Annotated in this window: 11 protein-coding genes; 5 read left to right on the top strand and 6 right to left on the bottom strand. The window is 62.6% G+C overall.

The window, feature by feature from the left end; all coding sequences use genetic code 11:
* The first annotated feature begins 1 nt into the window (after nucleotide 1).
* The 5 genes from tssL to QQL24_RS23030 all read left to right on the top strand — a co-directional run bounded on the left by tssL (nucleotide 2) and on the right by QQL24_RS23030 (nucleotide 9,546).
* Nucleotides 2–1,477, top strand: a complete 1,476-nt coding sequence (tssL, locus tag QQL24_RS23050; protein WP_284314638.1) for a type VI secretion system protein TssL, long form — start codon at nucleotides 2–4, stop codon at nucleotides 1,475–1,477.
* Nucleotides 1,477–5,037 (top strand): type VI secretion system membrane subunit TssM, encoded by a 3,561-nt coding sequence (tssM, locus tag QQL24_RS23045; RefSeq protein WP_284314637.1) that lies wholly within the window; start codon nucleotides 1,477–1,479, stop codon nucleotides 5,035–5,037. Before tssL ends, tssM begins: the two co-directional genes overlap by 1 nt.
* A gap of 112 nt (nucleotides 5,038–5,149) precedes the next feature.
* Complete coding sequence (tagF, locus tag QQL24_RS23040; RefSeq protein WP_284314636.1) at nucleotides 5,150–5,821, top strand: type VI secretion system-associated protein TagF; 672 nt, start codon at nucleotides 5,150–5,152, stop codon at nucleotides 5,819–5,821.
* Entirely contained in the window at nucleotides 5,821–6,588 is a 768-nt protein-coding gene (locus tag QQL24_RS23035) for a PP2C family protein-serine/threonine phosphatase (RefSeq protein WP_284314635.1), read from the top strand. The genes tagF and QQL24_RS23035 overlap by 1 nt, the downstream gene beginning before the upstream one ends.
* A 123-nt stretch (nucleotides 6,589–6,711) precedes the next feature.
* Nucleotides 6,712–9,546, top strand: coding sequence for a protein kinase domain-containing protein (locus tag QQL24_RS23030; RefSeq protein ID WP_348536492.1), 2,835 nt, complete (start codon nucleotides 6,712–6,714; stop codon nucleotides 9,544–9,546).
* Nucleotides 9,547–9,651: 105 nt separating this feature from the next.
* Here QQL24_RS23030 and QQL24_RS23025 read toward each other — a convergent pair whose 3' ends face one another.
* From QQL24_RS23025 to tssE, 6 genes are all read right to left on the bottom strand, one after another.
* Nucleotides 9,652–9,912 (bottom strand): PAAR domain-containing protein, encoded by a 261-nt coding sequence (locus tag QQL24_RS23025; protein ID WP_284314633.1) that lies wholly within the window; start codon nucleotides 9,910–9,912, stop codon nucleotides 9,652–9,654.
* A 206-nt stretch (nucleotides 9,913–10,118) separates the two neighbouring features.
* Nucleotides 10,119–11,198 carry a hypothetical protein gene (locus QQL24_RS23020; RefSeq protein ID WP_284314632.1) on the bottom strand — a complete coding sequence of 360 codons (1,080 nt, stop codon included), beginning with the start codon at nucleotides 11,196–11,198 and terminating at the stop codon, nucleotides 10,119–10,121.
* Nucleotides 11,199–11,285: 87 nt separating this feature from the next.
* Complete coding sequence (gene tssH, locus QQL24_RS23015) at nucleotides 11,286–13,919, bottom strand: type VI secretion system ATPase TssH (protein ID WP_284314631.1); 2,634 nt, start codon at nucleotides 13,917–13,919, stop codon at nucleotides 11,286–11,288.
* A gap of 29 nt (nucleotides 13,920–13,948) precedes the next feature.
* Nucleotides 13,949–14,953: a type VI secretion system baseplate subunit TssG gene (gene tssG, locus QQL24_RS23010; protein ID WP_284314630.1), complete on the bottom strand. Its 1,005-nt coding sequence runs from the start codon at nucleotides 14,951–14,953 to the stop codon at nucleotides 13,949–13,951.
* Nucleotides 14,950–16,914 (bottom strand): type VI secretion system baseplate subunit TssF, encoded by a 1,965-nt coding sequence (gene tssF, locus QQL24_RS23005; protein ID WP_284314629.1) that lies wholly within the window; start codon nucleotides 16,912–16,914, stop codon nucleotides 14,950–14,952. Before tssF ends, tssG begins: the two co-directional genes overlap by 4 nt.
* A 4-nt stretch (nucleotides 16,915–16,918) precedes the next feature.
* Nucleotides 16,919–17,398 (bottom strand): type VI secretion system baseplate subunit TssE, encoded by a 480-nt coding sequence (tssE, locus tag QQL24_RS23000; RefSeq protein ID WP_284314628.1) that lies wholly within the window; start codon nucleotides 17,396–17,398, stop codon nucleotides 16,919–16,921.
* Nucleotides 17,399–17,505: the final 107 nt, after the last annotated feature.

The following is a 17,505-nucleotide window of genomic DNA, read 5'->3' as shown; positions in this document are numbered from 1 at the left end:
AATGACGAACGGCAAGGGCCCGTTCGGGTCTAACCCCGAATCCGAAAAGACGGTCATCAAGCCGAATCCTGGGGGGCGGCGCGACGGCCGCGCCGTGCCTTATGCCGGCGGGACGCCATCCCCTACCCCTGCTCCCGCCCAGGACATCTGGGGCGGCGCGCGCGTGGCGGCCGGCGCGGGAAATCCACCGCCACCCTATCAGCCGGTGCCTGAAACAGCTCGGCAACAGGCTCCGCTGCCGCTCGGGCCTTCCGCGATCGATCTCGCGTCGCTCGGCGCCAGCGACAAGACGGGCGGCCCCAATCCCATCCTCGAAGCAGCAATGCCGTTGCTCCTCGTGCTCGCCAATATCCGCATTGCAAGACAGGTCCCCCAGGTCGCCCCCATGATGAATACGGTGGCGCTGGGGATCGAGAACTTCGAAACGGTGCTCCACGGGCAGAACATCCCGGAACCGCAGGTTCGCACCGCCAAATATGTCGTGTGCGCCACCGCCGACGACATCGTCCAGAACCTTCCGAGCTCCGATCGGAATCTATGGACGCAGTACAGCATGCTGAGCCGTTATTTCCAGGTTCGCGACAGCGGCGTCGGCTTTTTCGACGAGTTGACCAAGCTGCGGCAAAGTCCGCAGATCAATCACAATCTTCTCGGCCTCATGCATGCCTGCATGTCGTTGGGCTTCGAAGGCAAGTACCGTGTTGCGGGCGGCGACGTCCAGCACCAGCAGATCCGCCGCGACATCTATGAGACGCTGCGGACCCGCGAGGCGCGCCTAACGGACGACATCTCGCCGCACTGGCGGGGCCAGGATATCGCCGCCGCCTATGTGCGGCAGGCCGTCCCGCTCTGGGCAGTCACTTCGGTGGCGGCCGGCCTGCTGCTCGTCAGCTTCCTGGCCTTTCGCTGGCTGCTCGGGGATCTGTCCGATACGGCCAGCGCGACATTGCTGACGCTCCATCCCGCCACCGACATCAACATCTACAGGACCGTTCCGGCGCCGCCGCCACCGCCACCGCCAATCCCGGTCACCACCCAGCTCCAACGCATCCGAGAGCGCCTGAAGGACGACATCGCCGCCAGCAAGGTGTCAGCCGACTATTACGGCAAGGACATCGTCGTGCGACTCCTGAACGATTCCCTGTTCGACAAGGGAAGCACCACGATACGCGCCGACGCCATCCCGGTCATCGGCCATATCGCCGCCGCACTCGACAAGGAGCCAGGCCAGATCCGCATCGTCGGCCATACCGACAACACCCCGGTTCGCGCCACCGTGCGGTACAAGGACAACCAGCAGCTCTCCGAGCAGCGCGCGCAAGCAGTTGAGCAGATCCTCGTCCAGGGCGTCTCTGATCCCAAGCGCCTGACCACGGCCGGGCTTGCCGACACGGCGCCGATCGACATGAGCAACACCGCCGAAGGCAGGGCCAGGAACCGGCGCGTCGAAGTGTTCATCCCGCGCGAGGATATGTGATGAAGCGCTGGATCATCCTTATCGTCAGCATCCTGGCCGTTATCGCCCTGTGCGCGGTGATCTGGTTCGTGCTGCCGCTGGTTGCCGTCGCCGGCGTTGAGCCGTTCGCCAATGACTGGCTGCGGCTGGCGATGATAGGGCTGTTGCTGGCGGTCTATTTCTGCTGGCTGGCCTGGCACATCTACAAGCACAGCCAATCCGCCCGGGCGCTCGCCGAGAATATCGCCGTGCAGGAACCCGAGGACGATGGTTCCGACTCCGTCGTGCTCGCCGAGAAGATGCGGGACGCCCTGCTCACGCTCAAGGGCTCGCGGCGCGCCAAGGGCGACTTCCTCTATGAACTGCCCTGGTATCTGATCGTCGGACCGCCCGGCGCCGGCAAGACCACGGCCCTGATGAATTGCGGCCTCAAATTCCCGCTGGCCGCTCATGCCGGCCCGATCGCGGGTAGCGGTGGCACGCGCTATTGCGACTGGTGGTTCACCGAGGACGCCGTCTTCATCGACACCGCCGGCCGCTACACCACGCAGGATTCAGACACCGAAACCGACCGCAAGAGCTGGCTCGCCTTTCTCGATCTCCTCAAGCGCCATCGCGAGCGCCAGCCGATCAACGGCGTGCTGGTGGCCATCAGCATCGGTGACCTGCTGGGGCTCAAGGAGGCCGAGCTCGGCGCTCACGCCGTCGCCATCCGCAAGCGCCTGGCCGAACTCAACAACCGCCTGCAGGTCGATTTTCCGGTTTATGTCATCTTCACCAAGGCCGACCTCATCGCCGGCTTCATGGAATATTTCGGCAATCTCGACTCCGAAGAGCGCAAGGCCGTCTGGGGAGCGACCTTCCAGACCAAGAACAAGAAGGAAAACCGTGTCGGTGATGTCGGACCCGAGATCGACCTTCTGATCTCGAGACTCACCACCGAACTGCCCGATCGCCTGCAAGAGGAGCCGGATCCCGTGTCGCGTGTGCGGCTCATGGGCCTGCCGTCCCAGTTGGCCACGCTCAAGCCCACCATCACCCGCTTCCTCGCCCAGATCTTCGAGCCGACCCGCTACCAGACCAGCGCGGCGCTGCGCGGCTTCTACTTCTCCTCCGGCACCCAGGAAGGCACGCCGATCGACCAGCTGCTGGGCTCGCTGTCGCGCGATCTCGGGCTGCAGGCCGGCGCCAGCATCGCCTATTCCGGGCGCGCGAAGAGCTACTTCCTCGAACATCTGCTGACCAAGGTGGTGTTCGGGGAAGCCGGCTGGGTCTCCACCAACGCGGCCGCCGTGCGTCGCCGTTTCCTGTTGCGCACCTCGGGCTATGTGCTCGTCGCCGGCGTCACCCTGGCCGCGCTCGCCGGCTGGGCCAACAGCTACTACGCCAACAAGGGGCTGATCGACCAGACCAATGTCGCTTCGGCCAGCTATGCGGGCGACACGGCGGCACTGCTCCAGGAGGATCCCATCAACGACGCCGATTTCCTTCGCGTCATCAAGCCGCTCGACAAGCTGCGCGCCTTCCCGTGGGGCTATGACAAGGTCGACACCGAGCCGCAGGTGAGCGAGACGCTGGGGCTGGGGCAGCAGAAGCATGTGGGCACGGCGAGCGTCGCGGCCTATCGCGACGGCCTCGATCGGCTGCTGCGTCCACGCATCCTCTTCTACCTGGAGAAACACCTGGCGGATCTGCAGGACAAGCCCGACGAACTCTATGATCCACTCAAGATCTATATGATGCTGGGGGGCGATCCCACTATTCCGGTCCAAACAAACCTGATCAAGGACTGGATGCAGGGCGAATGGGAAAGCCTCTATCCGGGCGAGCCCAACAAGGCCGTGCGCGACAGCCTGAACCGGCACCTCGACGCCATGCTCAGCATCGAGAGCACGCCGACGCGCCAGATCGCCCTCGACGGTACTCTGGTGAAATCGAGCCAGGCCGCATTGGCACGGCTACCACTGGCCGAGCGGGCTTTTGCGATCATCAGGTCGGAAGCGCGTGGCACGACCGTGAAGGACTGGATGGTGGAGATACGTGGCGGCCCTGATGCCACCGCGGTGTTCAGCACCAATGATGGCTCGGATATCGCGGCCCTCGGCATCCCGGCGCTGTTCACCTATGACGGCTTTTACAACCTGTTCCTCGACAAGAGGGATGATGTCATCCAGCTTCTGCAGAACGAGCGCTGGGTGTTGGGCGACGTGGGCAGCACCCAGGCCATCGACGAGCAATATCGCAATCTCGAGCCTGATCTCTACAACATCTACGATCGGGAATTCCTCAAGACCTGGACCTCGGTCCTCGGGCGGCTGAAGCTCAACAGTTTCGCCGACGACCAGCAGGACTATGCCACGCTACGCGCCGCCTCTGGCGCGGCCTCGCCGATCAAGCTGCTGCTCGAGTCGATTTCATCGGAGACCAAGCTGACCGAAGCAAGGCAGGCGGCGGGGGGCAACGATATTAACGGCAAGCTCGCGGACGTGGCCGGAAAGGCGGCCATCCGGGCGGCAGGCAGGCTCGGCAGTCTGGCGAATAAGGGCCTCGACGCAGCCAGGAAGTCCGCGGGGCGCGGCGGCAATGTGGATCCCCCCTTCGTGCCGGGCGCCATCATCCAGCAACAATTCCGCCGCTATCAGGATTTCGCCGAGAAGAAGGGCGACAAGAGCCAGATCGACCTGCTCGTCGACCAGTTGAAGAGCCTCTATCAGAGCGTGCTCGATAAGCAGAATGTCGACGGGGCGGCGCAGGGCCAGAAGAACATGCAGGATGCCCTCAGCGGCATCAACACCCTGTCCTCGCAGCTCGACCCGCCTTTCAGCACCATGTTCAAAGTCACCATGGATGAGTTCTACCAAAAGATCCTTGTTGGAAAGGTGGAAGATCTCGAGAGCGACATGAAGGGCACGGTGACCAGCGAATGCCTCAAGATCACCGGCGGCAAATATCCATTCGACCCGAAGAGCAAGCAGGACGTGCCGATGGGGGATTTCGGCCGGTTGTTCGGGCCGCACGGCGTCTTCGACACTTTCTACAGCCAGAAACTCGCCGCGCTCGTCGACACCTCACGCCCGACGGCCTGGGCTTGGAAGCAGACTTCGCAACTCAGCCGGCAGCTCTCGCCCGACACGCTGCAACAATTCCAGAACGCCTCCCGCATCAAGGAGGCCTTCTTCACCGGCGCGGGCAGCGCCCCCAACGTGAAACTCACGCTCGCCACGCTGCCGGCAAGCCAGAAGGCCACGTCAGTGACCTTCGAGGTCAATGGCGCGAAGATGGACAGCGTGTTCGGCGTCCCCACACGCCACGATTTCGAATGGCCTGGAAGCTCGCCGGACGGCACGGCATCGATCACCATGCCGGAAGCCGACGGCAAGACGCCTTCCATGAGTTTTGACGGCGCCTGGGCCCTTTATCGCCTGTTGCAGAAGGGCACTTTTGCCCAATCCAATGGCAAGACGACCGTTAGTTTGGTCGTCGGCGGCACGGGGGTCACCTATCAGCTCACTGTCGATAGTACCGAGAATCCCTTCACACTCCTCTCCAAGTTCAAATTCGCCTGCCCCAAGGATCTTTAGAGCGTTCTCCCGTCAGATCGAATCGCCAGGAATCACAAAATGCTTTGAGGCCGACGAGTTGATCTGGAAGACCGTTTCTCGCTGAACGCATTTTGCTTTAGGGCGTGTCATCATGACGACAACCTGCGCCATGTTCGGAAAGCTGCCCTCGAAGCGCGACTTCGTGTCGTACAACATGCAGCGGCCTTTTCTGGACCAGTGGGAGGAGTGGCTGCAGGCCGCGGTTGCCGCCAGCCGGCACGCGCTCGGCGATCGCTGGCAGGATATCTTCCTGGGCTTTCCGATCTGGCGCTTCTGGTGCGGCCGGCGGATCTTTGGAAGTACGGTGACCGGCGCGCTGATGGCATCCGTGGACGGGGTCGGCCGCTACTTCCCGCTGACGGTCTGCGCCTGCGAACCGGCCGATATGTATCTGGAGCCGCCCCCCTCGCGGGGCCTCGATCATTGGCATGAGGATTGCGAGCGCTTCCTACTTCACATGCTGGACGACCATTTCGAGCGCGAGCCATCAGATCTGCTCGCAAACCTCCCCTTCCCACCGATTGCGCCTCGTGTGGCGCCGCCCCAGCGAGACAGTGGCCTGTTCATATGGCCTGGCGGCGACATCCCGGTCGCGGACGCCTTTAACTCGCTCGACATGGCGGATGGGGAAGCACGAAACGGCGGGCGCAGCTATTGGTGGACGCATGGTGGCGAGGGTGGGCATCCGGCCAGGCTCGTGGTCGTCGAGGGCAAGCCCAGCGCCCAGTTCTTCGCATTTCTGATGACGGGGGAGATGGTCTGATGGACCCGTGGGCCGCTGGTGACAAGCTCAAGTTCGAAACGGCCGCGATCACGCATCCCGGAAATGTGCGCCCTGTCAACGAGGACAGTATTTTTACCGATGGCGAGCGCGGCATCTGGCTCGTAGCCGATGGCATGGGCGGCCATCGCGACGGCAATCTTGCCAGTGCGATGATCGCGGAGACGGCACGGGGCCTCGGCAAGGGCACCTCCCTGATGGAACTCACCGAGGCCTTCCGACGTGGCATCGGCGCGGTCAATGCGGAACTCCTGTCGAGGTCCAATGGCAACGCCGATCGCATCGTCGGTTCGACGGTTGCGGCTCTGCTGATCCACAAGGCGAATTATTGCTGCCTCTGGGCGGGTGACTCCCGCTGCTACCTGGTGCGGGACGCCAGCATAGAACAGCTCTCGCATGACCACACCGAAGTCCAGGAATTGGTGGATCGCGGCGTGATCAGCAAGGCCGAGGCGGCAAGCTGGCCACGGCGGAATGTGATCACCCGCGCGGTCGGCGCCATCGACGATTTTCAACTGGAGCATGCGAGCGGTGTGGTAAGGTCGGGCGATTGTTTTGTGCTGTGCAGCGATGGCCTGACCGGCCACGTGAACGATGAGGAAATCCTCGCAAGAAGCAGCAGGCTCAGCGCAAACCGGGCAAGCCACGAACTTCTCGAGCTCGCTTTGGCGCGCGGAGGCAAGGACAACATCTCGGTTGTCGTGGTCAACGTCGTCGCCAAAGGGGCAACAACGGTTGTGATGCGCTAAAGCAAAATGCGCCCTGGCAGGAGCGGATTTACGAATTAACTCATTGCTATCAAAAGCCTTTTGCGATTGTTGATCAATCATGCTGAAAGTAAGACGCGATAATGATCGCCGATGGAGCCGCATGTGGACGATGACAGAACCCGAATCGCGATGCGCGGCTCGGCCGTGAGCATCGGCACGGAACTCAATCAGACCTACCGCATCGATTCACTTCTCGGCGTCGGTGGTATGGGTGAGGTGTTCAAGGGCCACAACATCCAGACCGGCGATCCGGTGGCGATCAAGATCGTCCTGCCCGAATTCGCGCAAGACGAGACGATCCTTGGCCTGTTCCGCAAGGAAGCCCGCATCCTCAACCACCTCTATCACGACGCCATCGTCCGCTATTATGTCTTCTCGATCGATCCGGCGATTTCGCGGCCTTATCTGGCGATGGAGTTCGTCGACGGGCCGTCGCTCGCGGCGCATGTGAAGAACGCCCCACTCCCCGCATCGGAATTCATGCCGTTGCTGCGCCGGCTCGCCGACGGGCTGCATCGCGCCCATGCTGCTGGTGTCATTCATCGCGACATGTCGCCTGACAATGTCATCCTGCCGGACGGCCTGGTCCAGAACGCCAAGATCATCGACTTCGGCATTGCCCGTTCCGCCAATGTCGGCGGCGAAACGCTGTTGGGCGGCAGCTTTGCGGGAAAATACAACTATGTTTCGCCCGAGCAGCTCGGCCTTTATGGCGGCGAGGTCACGCCCAAATCGGACATTTACAGCCTTGCCCTGGTAATGGCGGCGGCCATGCGCGGCCGGCCACTCGAGATGAGCGGCACGCAGGTCGACATCATCGAAAAGCGCCGCAGCGTGCCCGATCTCAGCGGCATCCCCAAGCAGTTCCATCCGGTGCTATCGGCGATGCTGACGCCGGATCCGGCCAAGCGACCCGCCGACATGGCGGCCATCCGGGATTGGCCCGACGCCCAGCCATCATCGCCCAAGCCGAAAGCCGAAAAACCGAAGGCTGCCGCTGCCAAATCGGTCGAAGTCACGCCGGCACAGCCGTCTTATGCCCTGCGCAACGCGATCTTCGCCATCGCCATTGTCGCGGTGATCGGCATCGGCGCGTTGGGCGGCTGGATCTACACGCATGGCAGTATGTTTTCGAGCGAAACGCCGATCGCCAAACAGCCAGACAATAAACCACCAGACGGCGACAGTCAGGCTGCCCTGGCTGCACGCCACGATCGCCTGGCAGCCCAGCTCTCGGCCGCCGGCCAGGATCGTTCTGCCCTGCAGGGCTTTCTCGACCAGTGCGGCGCCGATTGCCCGAAGGATCTTGCCCAGCAGGCCCAGCAGCGTATCGATACCCTGAAGGAGCAGGGCGCGCGCCGTGATCGCCTTGCGGCGCAGCTTTCGGCCGCTGGCCAGGATAGGTCTGCCCTACAGAGCTTTCTCGATCAGTGCGGCACTGATTGCCCGGATGATCTTGAGAAGCAGGCCCAAGAGCGTATCGATACCCTGAAGGAGCAGGCGGCGCGCCATGATCGCCTGGCGGCGCAGCTTTCGGCCGCCGGCCAGGATGGTTCTGCCCTGCAGAGCTTTCTCGACCAGTGCGGCGCGGATTGCCCGGATGATCTTGCAAAGCAGGCTCAGCAGCGGATCAATACCCTGAAGGAGCAGGCGGCGCGTCATGATCGCCTGGCGGCCCAACTTTCGGCCGCTGGCCAGGACATAACCGCCCTGCGAAGCTTCCTCGACCAGTGCGGCGCCGATTGTCCGGGCGATCTTGCCAAACAGGCCCAGCAGCAGATCAATGCCCTCAAGGGACAGGCTACTCGCCACGACCGGCTGGCGGCTCAACTTTCGGCCGCGGGCCAGGACATGACCGCCCTGCAAAGCTTCCTCAATCAGTGTGGCGCGAACTGCCCGGCTGATCTCGCCCAGCAGGCCCAGCAGCGGATCAATGGCCTGAAGCAGCAGGCGGCGCGCCACGATAGCCTGGCTTTGCAGCTCTCAGGCGCGGGCCAAAATATGGCTGCCTTGCAAAGCTTCCTCGATCGGTGCGGCGCTGATTGTCCGGGAGATCTCGCTCAGCAGGCCCAGGGACAGATCAGTGCCCTGAAGGAGCAGGCTGGGCGCCATGATCGCCTGGCCGCCCAGCTTACAGTTGCCGGCACGAATGTTGCCGCGCTCAAGCGGTTCGTCGATCAATGTGGCGCCGATTGTCCCGAAGACCTTCTGACCAAGGCCAAGGCTACCATAGGCAGCGCCAAACCGCCGCCCATCACGTCGCTCTCTCCGACCGTGCTGCAGGATTTCGTGACCGGCTTCGGCGCGGATAGCTGCTTTGCCGCTACGGCGGACAATGTGAGCGCCACCGCCGCGACCATCACCGCCGTGGGAACGGCTCAGGCGAGCCAAAGCTTCAGCGACGCGTTCAAGCAAAAGGCTGGTTTTGCGCCGGCGGTGACGCTCGATCCCGTTTCCGATCAGCAATGCGCCTTTGTCAGCGCCCTGCGGCGGATGTCGGTTCCGGGGGCGCCGCCACTGAACCTCGCATTGAGCAAGTCCGACATCCGCGGGAGCGACGCCGATACGGGCGCAGCGGGAGATCCCCTCACCGTCTCAGTCACCGGTGCGGGCGAGCGCAATATCTATCTGTTCGCGATGGACTATCAGGGCGGCATCCAGAACATCAACCGCCTTTGCGCTTCCTGCATCACCATGAAGACGGGCGCGATGGAGGCTGGACTCAGCCTTTCCGCACCGGCCAAGGTCGATGGAGAAAGCCGGCCGCCTTTCTATCCCATGCTGGTGTTCGCTGTCGCCTCCTCGAGGCCACTGATCAGCATAAACTCGCAGGATGCCTTCGCGGCGGATGATTTCATCGCGCCCTTCCTTGCGGAGATCGCGAATGCGAAGGACGTGACGACGGCCGTGGGATTCGTGAAGCTGCGCGACCAATAGAGCAAAATGCATTCAGGCCGGAGCGGATTTTCAGATTAACTCGTTGGCACCAAAAGCATTTTCTGTTCGTGGTGATTCAATCCGAACGCACAACGCTCCAGCCAGCTATCCGCCGATGAGGACCGTCGGACACATGCCCACAATGGTGCCGCCATGAGCCGTAAGATCGCCGATGCGTGCCGCCATCTGCCCGCTTACAAGGACGGTCATGGACCCCAATGCGATCACATCCGGTGGGCCGACGCAAATGCAGAGGTCGCCAACGCGCGCCTGCGGTTGCCCGCCGGTGAGGACGGTGAAGGCCCCCATCACGATGGGGCCGCCGACATGCGGCACCAGCACCGTCACCTGCGGACAGACGTGCATATCGCCCAGACGTGAAGCGGGTTGTCCCATGGCGTGAGAATATCAAGGTTGCGCTGCTCTGGACACCCCTGTTGTGGGGATGGAACCTCATATGACGATCTTCAGACGCAGGACCGTCCGGGATCGCTCTCACACTCATGGCGAAAGCTCATATTCGAGGCCGAACCAGAAATGAGGCTCCTCAAAGACTGGCCCGGCGCGGTTCATCACGTGCCGCATCCGTTGTTTCGATCTTGCCTTGGAAGATAGGTCGGTTGCATCGAAACGATGAACCATTCGTAGCAATAAGGGTTCATCAGCGCTTCCTCGGAGGATGTCACGTTTGGATCTCCAAGATGCGGGGTCACGCAGAAGGGATTGTCGCCCGTGCCTGGGTGGCCCTTGGCGCGGAAGATCGTGTGGCAGCGTTCATGAGCCACCGTGACGGCTCGATCGTCCTGCGTCGGCATAATCCGTTCGTCAAAATAGTTGCGAGTGAACCGGACGGTCTCGTCCTTCGGGTTGCGCGCATCGACGAAGGCGGCATAGAAGCTCAGGGGCGCTCCCCGAAACGTTCCCATCGTGTAGAATTCCCGATTGAACGGGCGGTCCAGGCTCGCCTGGAGGTTAGCGAAATTCTCCAACAGAACCGAGAAGTTGATCTGGTCGGAGACGTCACCCGCTTGCGCCGGCAGCCCCCTGAAGCCTGAAAATTCCCGGGTCAGCCGTGCCACAATGTCCTGTGGCGCGGGCAAATCGTCATCGCGAAATGAATTGATGTGGAAGACATTCAGGATCTTCAGCTTCGTTTCATAATAAAGGTAGTTGCGCGGCATGATGAGCAGGCCGCCGTCCGGCCCAATTCCCCCCACCAGCCGAAGCCTCGCCACCACATTGCCCACCATGACTCTGGCGCGGGCAATGTCGGCTTTGACCAATTCCTTTTGCGCGTCCCTGAAGAAGAAATAATCCGGATCATCCTTCTCCTTTTCGACCAGTTCCCCATCGAGCTTGGCCATCGTCATCTTGCCGACGATCGCATCCGGGCTCGACTGATAGGTGTGGTTGATGATCTCCTGGTCCTTGCGCGACTTGTAGGCCTTCACCGTTTTCTCGGTCGAATCGCCATAAGAGGCGTCGCTCAGCTCCGGACGTTCAATGGCCGCTTGGTCGAACAATTGCATGAGAGCCCGCTGAATTTTTGAGACATGCTCGCCGGAGGCCCCTCGCAAAATATGGGCCGGATCGGAAACGGCCGCGGCCTCGAGCTTGCTGTCGCCGCCGAAACTTTTTGATTGCAACGCCATTCCCCGCCCCCTGCCCTTTCATGAGACGCGCTTATTCGCCCGATCGCCCTGCCCGCCGCCATTCATTGTCGGGCCAGGGCGTGTCGTTCAGCTCACTGCGTATGCGAACTCGCCGTCCTTCAGCTCGACCTTCGCCTCCTCGATCTCCTTGCCGGCGATCGCCTTGCCGAGGATCTGCTGCGACAGGGCTGGCAGCAGCGTGTTGGTGACGATGTTGTCCACCATGCGTCCGCCCGAGTCGGGGTCGTTGCACAGGGACACGATCTTCTCCACCACGGCATCGTCATAGACGAACGCCGCGCCGTGATTGTCGCGGATCCGCTTGCCGATCCGGTTGAGCTGCAGCCGCACGATGGCGCCCAGCATGTCCCCGGACAGCGGATAGTAGGGGATGGTGACGATGCGGCCGAGCAGCGCCGGCGGGAAGACCTGCAGGAGATAAGGCTTCAGATCCGTTGCCAGCTCCTCCGGTTCCGGCTTGTCGCCCTCGCGCGCCGCCGCATCCATGATCATCTCGGTACCGGCATTGGTGGTGAGAATGATCAGCGTGTTCTTGAAATCGATACGGCGGCCCGAGCCATCCTCCATCACGCCCTTGTCGAAGACCTGGAAGAAGATCTCATGCACGTCGGGATGGGCCTTCTCCACCTCGTCGAGCAGCACGACGCTGTAGGGCCGGCGGCGCACCGCTTCTGTGAGCCTGCCACCCTCGCCGTAGCCGACATAGCCGGGAGGAGCACCCTTGAGCGTCGACACCGTATGCGCTTCCTGGAACTCCGACATGTTGATGGTGATCATATTCTGCTCGCCGCCATAGAGAGCTTCGGCGAGCGCCAGCGCGGTTTCCGTCTTGCCGACGCCGGACGGGCCGGCAAGCATGAAGACGCCGATGGGCTTGTCGGGATTGTCGAGCTTGGCGCGATTGGTCTGGATGCGCTTGGCGATCATCCTCAGGCCGTGGTCCTGGCCGACCACGCGCTTGGACAGGATATCGCCGAGATTGAGGACGGTTTCCACCTCGTCCTTCACCATGCGGCCAACCGGAATGCCGGTCCAGTCCGAGACCACCGACGCCACGGGCTGCTCGTCGACAAAGGGATAGACCATCCGCTTTTCGGGATCGATGGCAGCCAGTTCGGCCATGACGGTGGCGAGCTTTTCGCGCGCCGCCTCGGCCTCCGGTCCGCCCTCGATGATCTGGCGGCGGGCGGCCATGAGGTTCTCGACAACGGCCTTCTCGTCGCTCCAGGCCTTTTCGAGCTCTTCCTGCCTGGTCTTGGCCTGCGCGATCGCCTCCTTCACTTCCCCGATGCGCTTCTCGTCGACATTGCCGATGTCGCGTTCGCGTTCCAGCGCCTGCAGTTCCCGCTCGCCGGCGGCAACGGCCACGCGCACATCCTCGACGGCCGCCGGCGTCGCATTCTGCGAGACGGCCACGCGCGCCGCCGCCGTGTCGAGCAGGCTGACGGCCTTATCCGGCAGCTGCCGAGAGGGGATGTAGCGGCTCGACAGCTTGACGGCGGCAACCACGGCGTCGTCGGAAATATGGACGTTGTGATGCTTCTCCATCGGTGCCAGCAGGCCGCGCATCATGTTGCAGCATTGCTCGATGCCGGGCTCGCCGACATTGATCGGCTGGAAGCGCCGCGTCAGCGCCGGGTCCTTCTCGATATGCTGGCGATATTCCGACCAGGTGGTGGCGGCGATCGTCCTGAGCGTGCCGCGCGCCAGCGCCGGCTTGAGCAGATTGGCGGCGTCGCCGGTTCCGGCCGCTCCGCCGGCGCCGATCAGCGTGTGCGCCTCGTCTATGAACAGGATGATCGGCGTTGCCGAGGCCTGGACCTGATCGATCACCGAGCGCAGCCGCTGCTCGAACTCGCCCTTCATCGAGGCTCCGGCCTGCATCAGGCCGATGTCGAGCGCGTAGAGCCTGTTGCCCTTGAGGGGCGGCGGCACGTCGCCGGCCGCGATACGCTGGGCAAAGCCTTCGACCACAGCCGTCTTGCCGACGCCCGCCTCGCCAGTGAGGATGGGATTGTTCTGCCGCCGGCGCATGAGGACGTCGATGACCTGGCGGATCTCCTCGTCGCGGCCGACGATCGGGTCCATTTCGCCACTCGCGGCGCGCTGAGTCAGGTCGATCGCGAAACGGTCGAGGGCGGTGGTACCCTTGGGGCCCTGCGCGGCCTCGCCGCCCGCGCCTTTGGCGACCGGCCCGGAACCGTCCATCGGCCGCATATTCTCCTCGGCCGATTGCGCCCAGATCTTGCGATGCTCGTTGGTGAGCTGCTCCACGTCGATCATGCGGAACTGCTTGGAAAGATCATGCAGCCTGCGGGCGAGGCGCGGTTCCTTCAGTATCGCGGCGAGCACGTGGCCGGTCCTGACCTGTGTCTCGCCGAACAGGAGCGTCGCATAGTTCCAGCCCTGGCTGAGGGCATCGAAAATATCGTCCGAGAAGCCCGGCAGCTCGGTCTTGTTCATGGCAAAGCCGGCCGCGGCGGTGCTGAGATCGGACAGCAGCCTGCCGCCGTCGAGCTTGAAATGCTCGACCGTCAGCGCGATGTCGCTTCGATCAGCCTGGAGAACCGCCTGCAGCCAATGCGCCAGCTCCAGATTGCGGTTGCCGGCGCCTTGGGCCAGGCGAAAGGCCTGCATGAAGGTTTCATACCCGAGCGGGTTGAGCTTCCCGGTGAGGACCTCGAGGCTGACATCGGCCATGGAAACGATCCTTCTGAGGATTTGCTGCGCTATGAGGTGCGGATTTCAGCGGGGTGAAAGTGACAGTCCCAACGGATTCGATCGGAAGCGGTGTCAGGGCGACTTTGCTTGCCCATCCAGCAGGTCCAGCCCAGACGGCCAAAGCCGCCGAGCTGCGCGGGTCTGGTCTTGCTCTCCGCCAGGCCGAATTCGACATCGTAGATAAAGCTGTCGCCGAGGTAGAAGCGTATGGCGTCCGCCAGGGGCTCGAAGTGAATGCCATCGGGCAGGAAGGTTTCGAGGTCGGTCAGATCCTCGACTTGCAGCCTGATCCGGAACTTGTCCTTGAGGCTGTAGGCCGACCGGCCGATGATGCTGTCGACGCCCAGCGCGCAACTTCCGGCCGCTAGAACCGCCTGTTCGCGTTCCTCCAGCGGCAGCCAGACGCCGACGAACTCCTGCACCTTGACATTGGCATCAAAGAGCCAGCCAAGCATGCCTTCGATCCGCGAGGCGCTCTTGACCGAAGGCGCCATCAGGCCGGCAAGCGCCAGCTTGGAGAAATCGTGCAGGTGGCCGCGACCGCGCATCGGCGGCGTTCCGATTCCGACCATTGCGCCGATATAGGTGAGAAACTGATTTTCCGCCGGCCGGTCGGCTTGAACCACCGGCCGGGCATTGGCCCAGGCCCGAAAGAACAATTGCTGGAAGCGATTGTTGAAGATGTCCAGGAAGCGCGCGAACGCCACGTCGCGCATATTGGCCCAATGGGTCGCCTCATATGTGGTGTGCAGCGGCAGAGCGCCTTGCGGGCCGAGCATGCCGAGGAAGCGGCTCTCGATTTCGAACCTGCCATCCTCTCGCGTTCCGACGCGGCTGACATTGGAATCGGCAAAATCGATGTGGGGCTGCTGGCCAAGGGTCGTCACGGCCTCGGCGGATGAACCGCTTTCGCCGATACGGGGCTTGGCAGCGGCGAGATGCTCGAGACGACGCAGGAGATCGAGGAGGTCATAGGCCCCCGCCTCTCCTGGAAATTGGCTGGTGTCGCTCATAGGTGATGCCGCCGCCCAAGCTGCGCCGGCCAACGCATGATCTCGCCGCGCTCGGTCGAGCGAATGACGGTCTCGACGACGGTGTTGAGGCCGACATATTCGGCAAAGAACCGATCGAGGATGGCGCCCAGCAGAAAGATGCCGCTGCCTTCGAAATGCTTTTCATCGAGCGTGACGGTAATCTCGAGTCCGCGGACGACGCCCGCGCCATTGCGCTGGCGAATACGTCGATTGATCGGCTTGCTGTCGACCGCAAGGATGCCCTGGATGCGCCGCTCGATGGCGGCGTTGCTGTGATTGGCGAAGAGCGAGAGGATTTCACGCAGCGAGGCGGCCGAATCCTGCGTCCCATAGCCCGTCAGGCCCAGATGGTTGAGGCTCAGCATGCTGATGAGCCGCCAGGCCGACGTACCGCCTGCGGCATGATGCGTCCGTGAATCGGGATCGGTCACGATGGAATCGCGGGGCAAGGTCGGCCCGACGATGCAATTGACCTTGAGCGTGGTCTTGTCTTCGAGAATGAAGTCTGCGCCGCCCTGTCCGACAGGCAGATGCTCGGTCAGGTGGCGGTTCGAACAAAACGCCCGCAGGCTGAGCTCGGCGACATTGAGCCCGTCCTCCCTGTCGCGGTGATTGGTGAGCATGACGAACATGTCGCTGCCCACATATTGGGTCGGCTGGCCGGTACGCCGTTCTTCCTGCGAACGACGGCGGGGCCTGCGCCGCACGGTGTAGAATATCGTCTGCGTTTCGGAGACGCCAAGCGGCGGCGCGGCGTAGAGCGGATATACCTCCATCTTGTCGCCGCTGCCGGTCACGTGCGCTTGCATCTTGATGAGGCGGTGGGCCTCGAAATCGAGGTGGCGCGAGCGGTCGGTGACGACGTGATATTCGTGCTCATTGTCCTTCACGGGCACGCGCGCCAACTGCATCTCGAACAGGTTCGAGGCGGGCGCGGCGTAGAGTGCAAAACTGTCGGCCCTCACCACGGACTGAAGCCGGCTGTCGCCCTGGTTGAAGGCGATGACGATATCGCACCGGTTGGTTTTGATGGCGGTCAGAATGGGCCGCAGATTGGTCAGTTTGAAGCCGAGAAACTTTGCCGGCAGCACGAAATATTCACGCAGCAGATCGAACCCGGTGAAGACGCGCCTGTCGGAGGGAAACAGCGGCTCGTCCTGGTCAAAGCCGAGCTGCCCGAGGCAGGTCTTGGGCAGCGGGACGATAATGGGATCGCCGGCCTCGTCGAGATAGCGAAAGTAAATCCCGGTCGTACTCGCAAACAGCTTCTCATGGAGCCTGACCGCATCGCCTTCGTTACAGACGATATGAAACGGCAGCTCGTCCGTGCGGCAATTGGCGAACCACCAGTCGGCCTTCTGCGGCACTTGCTTGTCGGCGGGCTCCATCTGACGATCAGCGGCCGACCGCCGCAACAGGGAAAGCTTCAGGCCCGATTGGCTCGCTGGGATGGTTTCGATGCCCAGAGCCTGCAACGCCGCCGGCCCGTTCAGGAATTCGGCCTGGGCGAGTTCGAACGGCCACAGGGTAATTTCGGAGGAGAGGCGATATTTGCAGGCGATGCGGCGCTCCCGCTCGACGAAGCGGGCATCCGCATAGGAGCCCGCGGCGATCTTCATGCCATCCTTGAGATTGGGATCGCCGTAAAGCGGTTCGATCCGCAGCAGCGCGGCCGATGGCACGGGCGCCAGATAGTCGGGCACGAGCTGATCAAGCAGATTATCCGTGAACTCGGCATATTCGTGCTTGAGCTTGAGCTGCACGCGAGAGGCGAGATAGGCGGCGCCTTCGAGCAGCCCGCCGATCATCGGGTCGGTATTGTTCTCCAGAAGCCCCCCCAGGCGCTCCGCAACGCCGGGAAACTCGGCCGCGAACTGCCTTGCATCCTCCTTGAGAATGCCAAGCTCGCGATTGTAGAGCTCGAGGAATTCACGGTTCATGGCGTCACAATCTGAAGACCCTGATCTTGCCGCTCTCGACCTCGACATCCGCCACGAACTCTATCGGAACATCGGTGGGCGTCGAATACATTTCGGCGTTGATATGAAAGCGCAGTTGCCCCGAGGCGGTGTCGTCGAGCGGTTCGCTGGAAACGACGATCGTGCCTGGCACCAGCCGGCACTCAAACAGTTCCAGCCTCTGCTTGAGGAGATGTGTCACCCGCCGCGCGGCTTCCGGGCTGGCGGCGATCGCCGTCAGATCCGGAACGCCGAAGTTCAGGATCGAGCTGCCCACCTGATCGAAGCCAAGAAGGTCTTCAATCGCCGCCAGTTCGACGGTGTTGAGCAGGGATGCCAGATCCTCCCCGAGTTCGGAACGCAGCGCTGCTTCGCCTACCGAAGATCGCGGCGATGTGCGCCGGCCCGCGATGACGCGTTCACCCGCATCATTGCGGGTGTCGATCGGCTTGGCCGCATCGCGCATGCGGAACGCCTCGCGGAAGGCATGCATGATAGGAGGTACAAACCGATCGCTTTTGGCAGCCCGGGAACGGCTCACATCAACTTCCGTATTGGATTTCCAAGAAAGGA

Origin of the sequence: Labrys miyagiensis (assembly GCF_030160835.1) — a bacterium.
GTDB classification, from domain to species: domain Bacteria; phylum Pseudomonadota; class Alphaproteobacteria; order Rhizobiales; family Labraceae; genus Labrys; species Labrys miyagiensis.
Note: the sequence above shows the minus strand (reverse complement) of the source record. Positions and strands in the feature narration are given on the sequence as shown.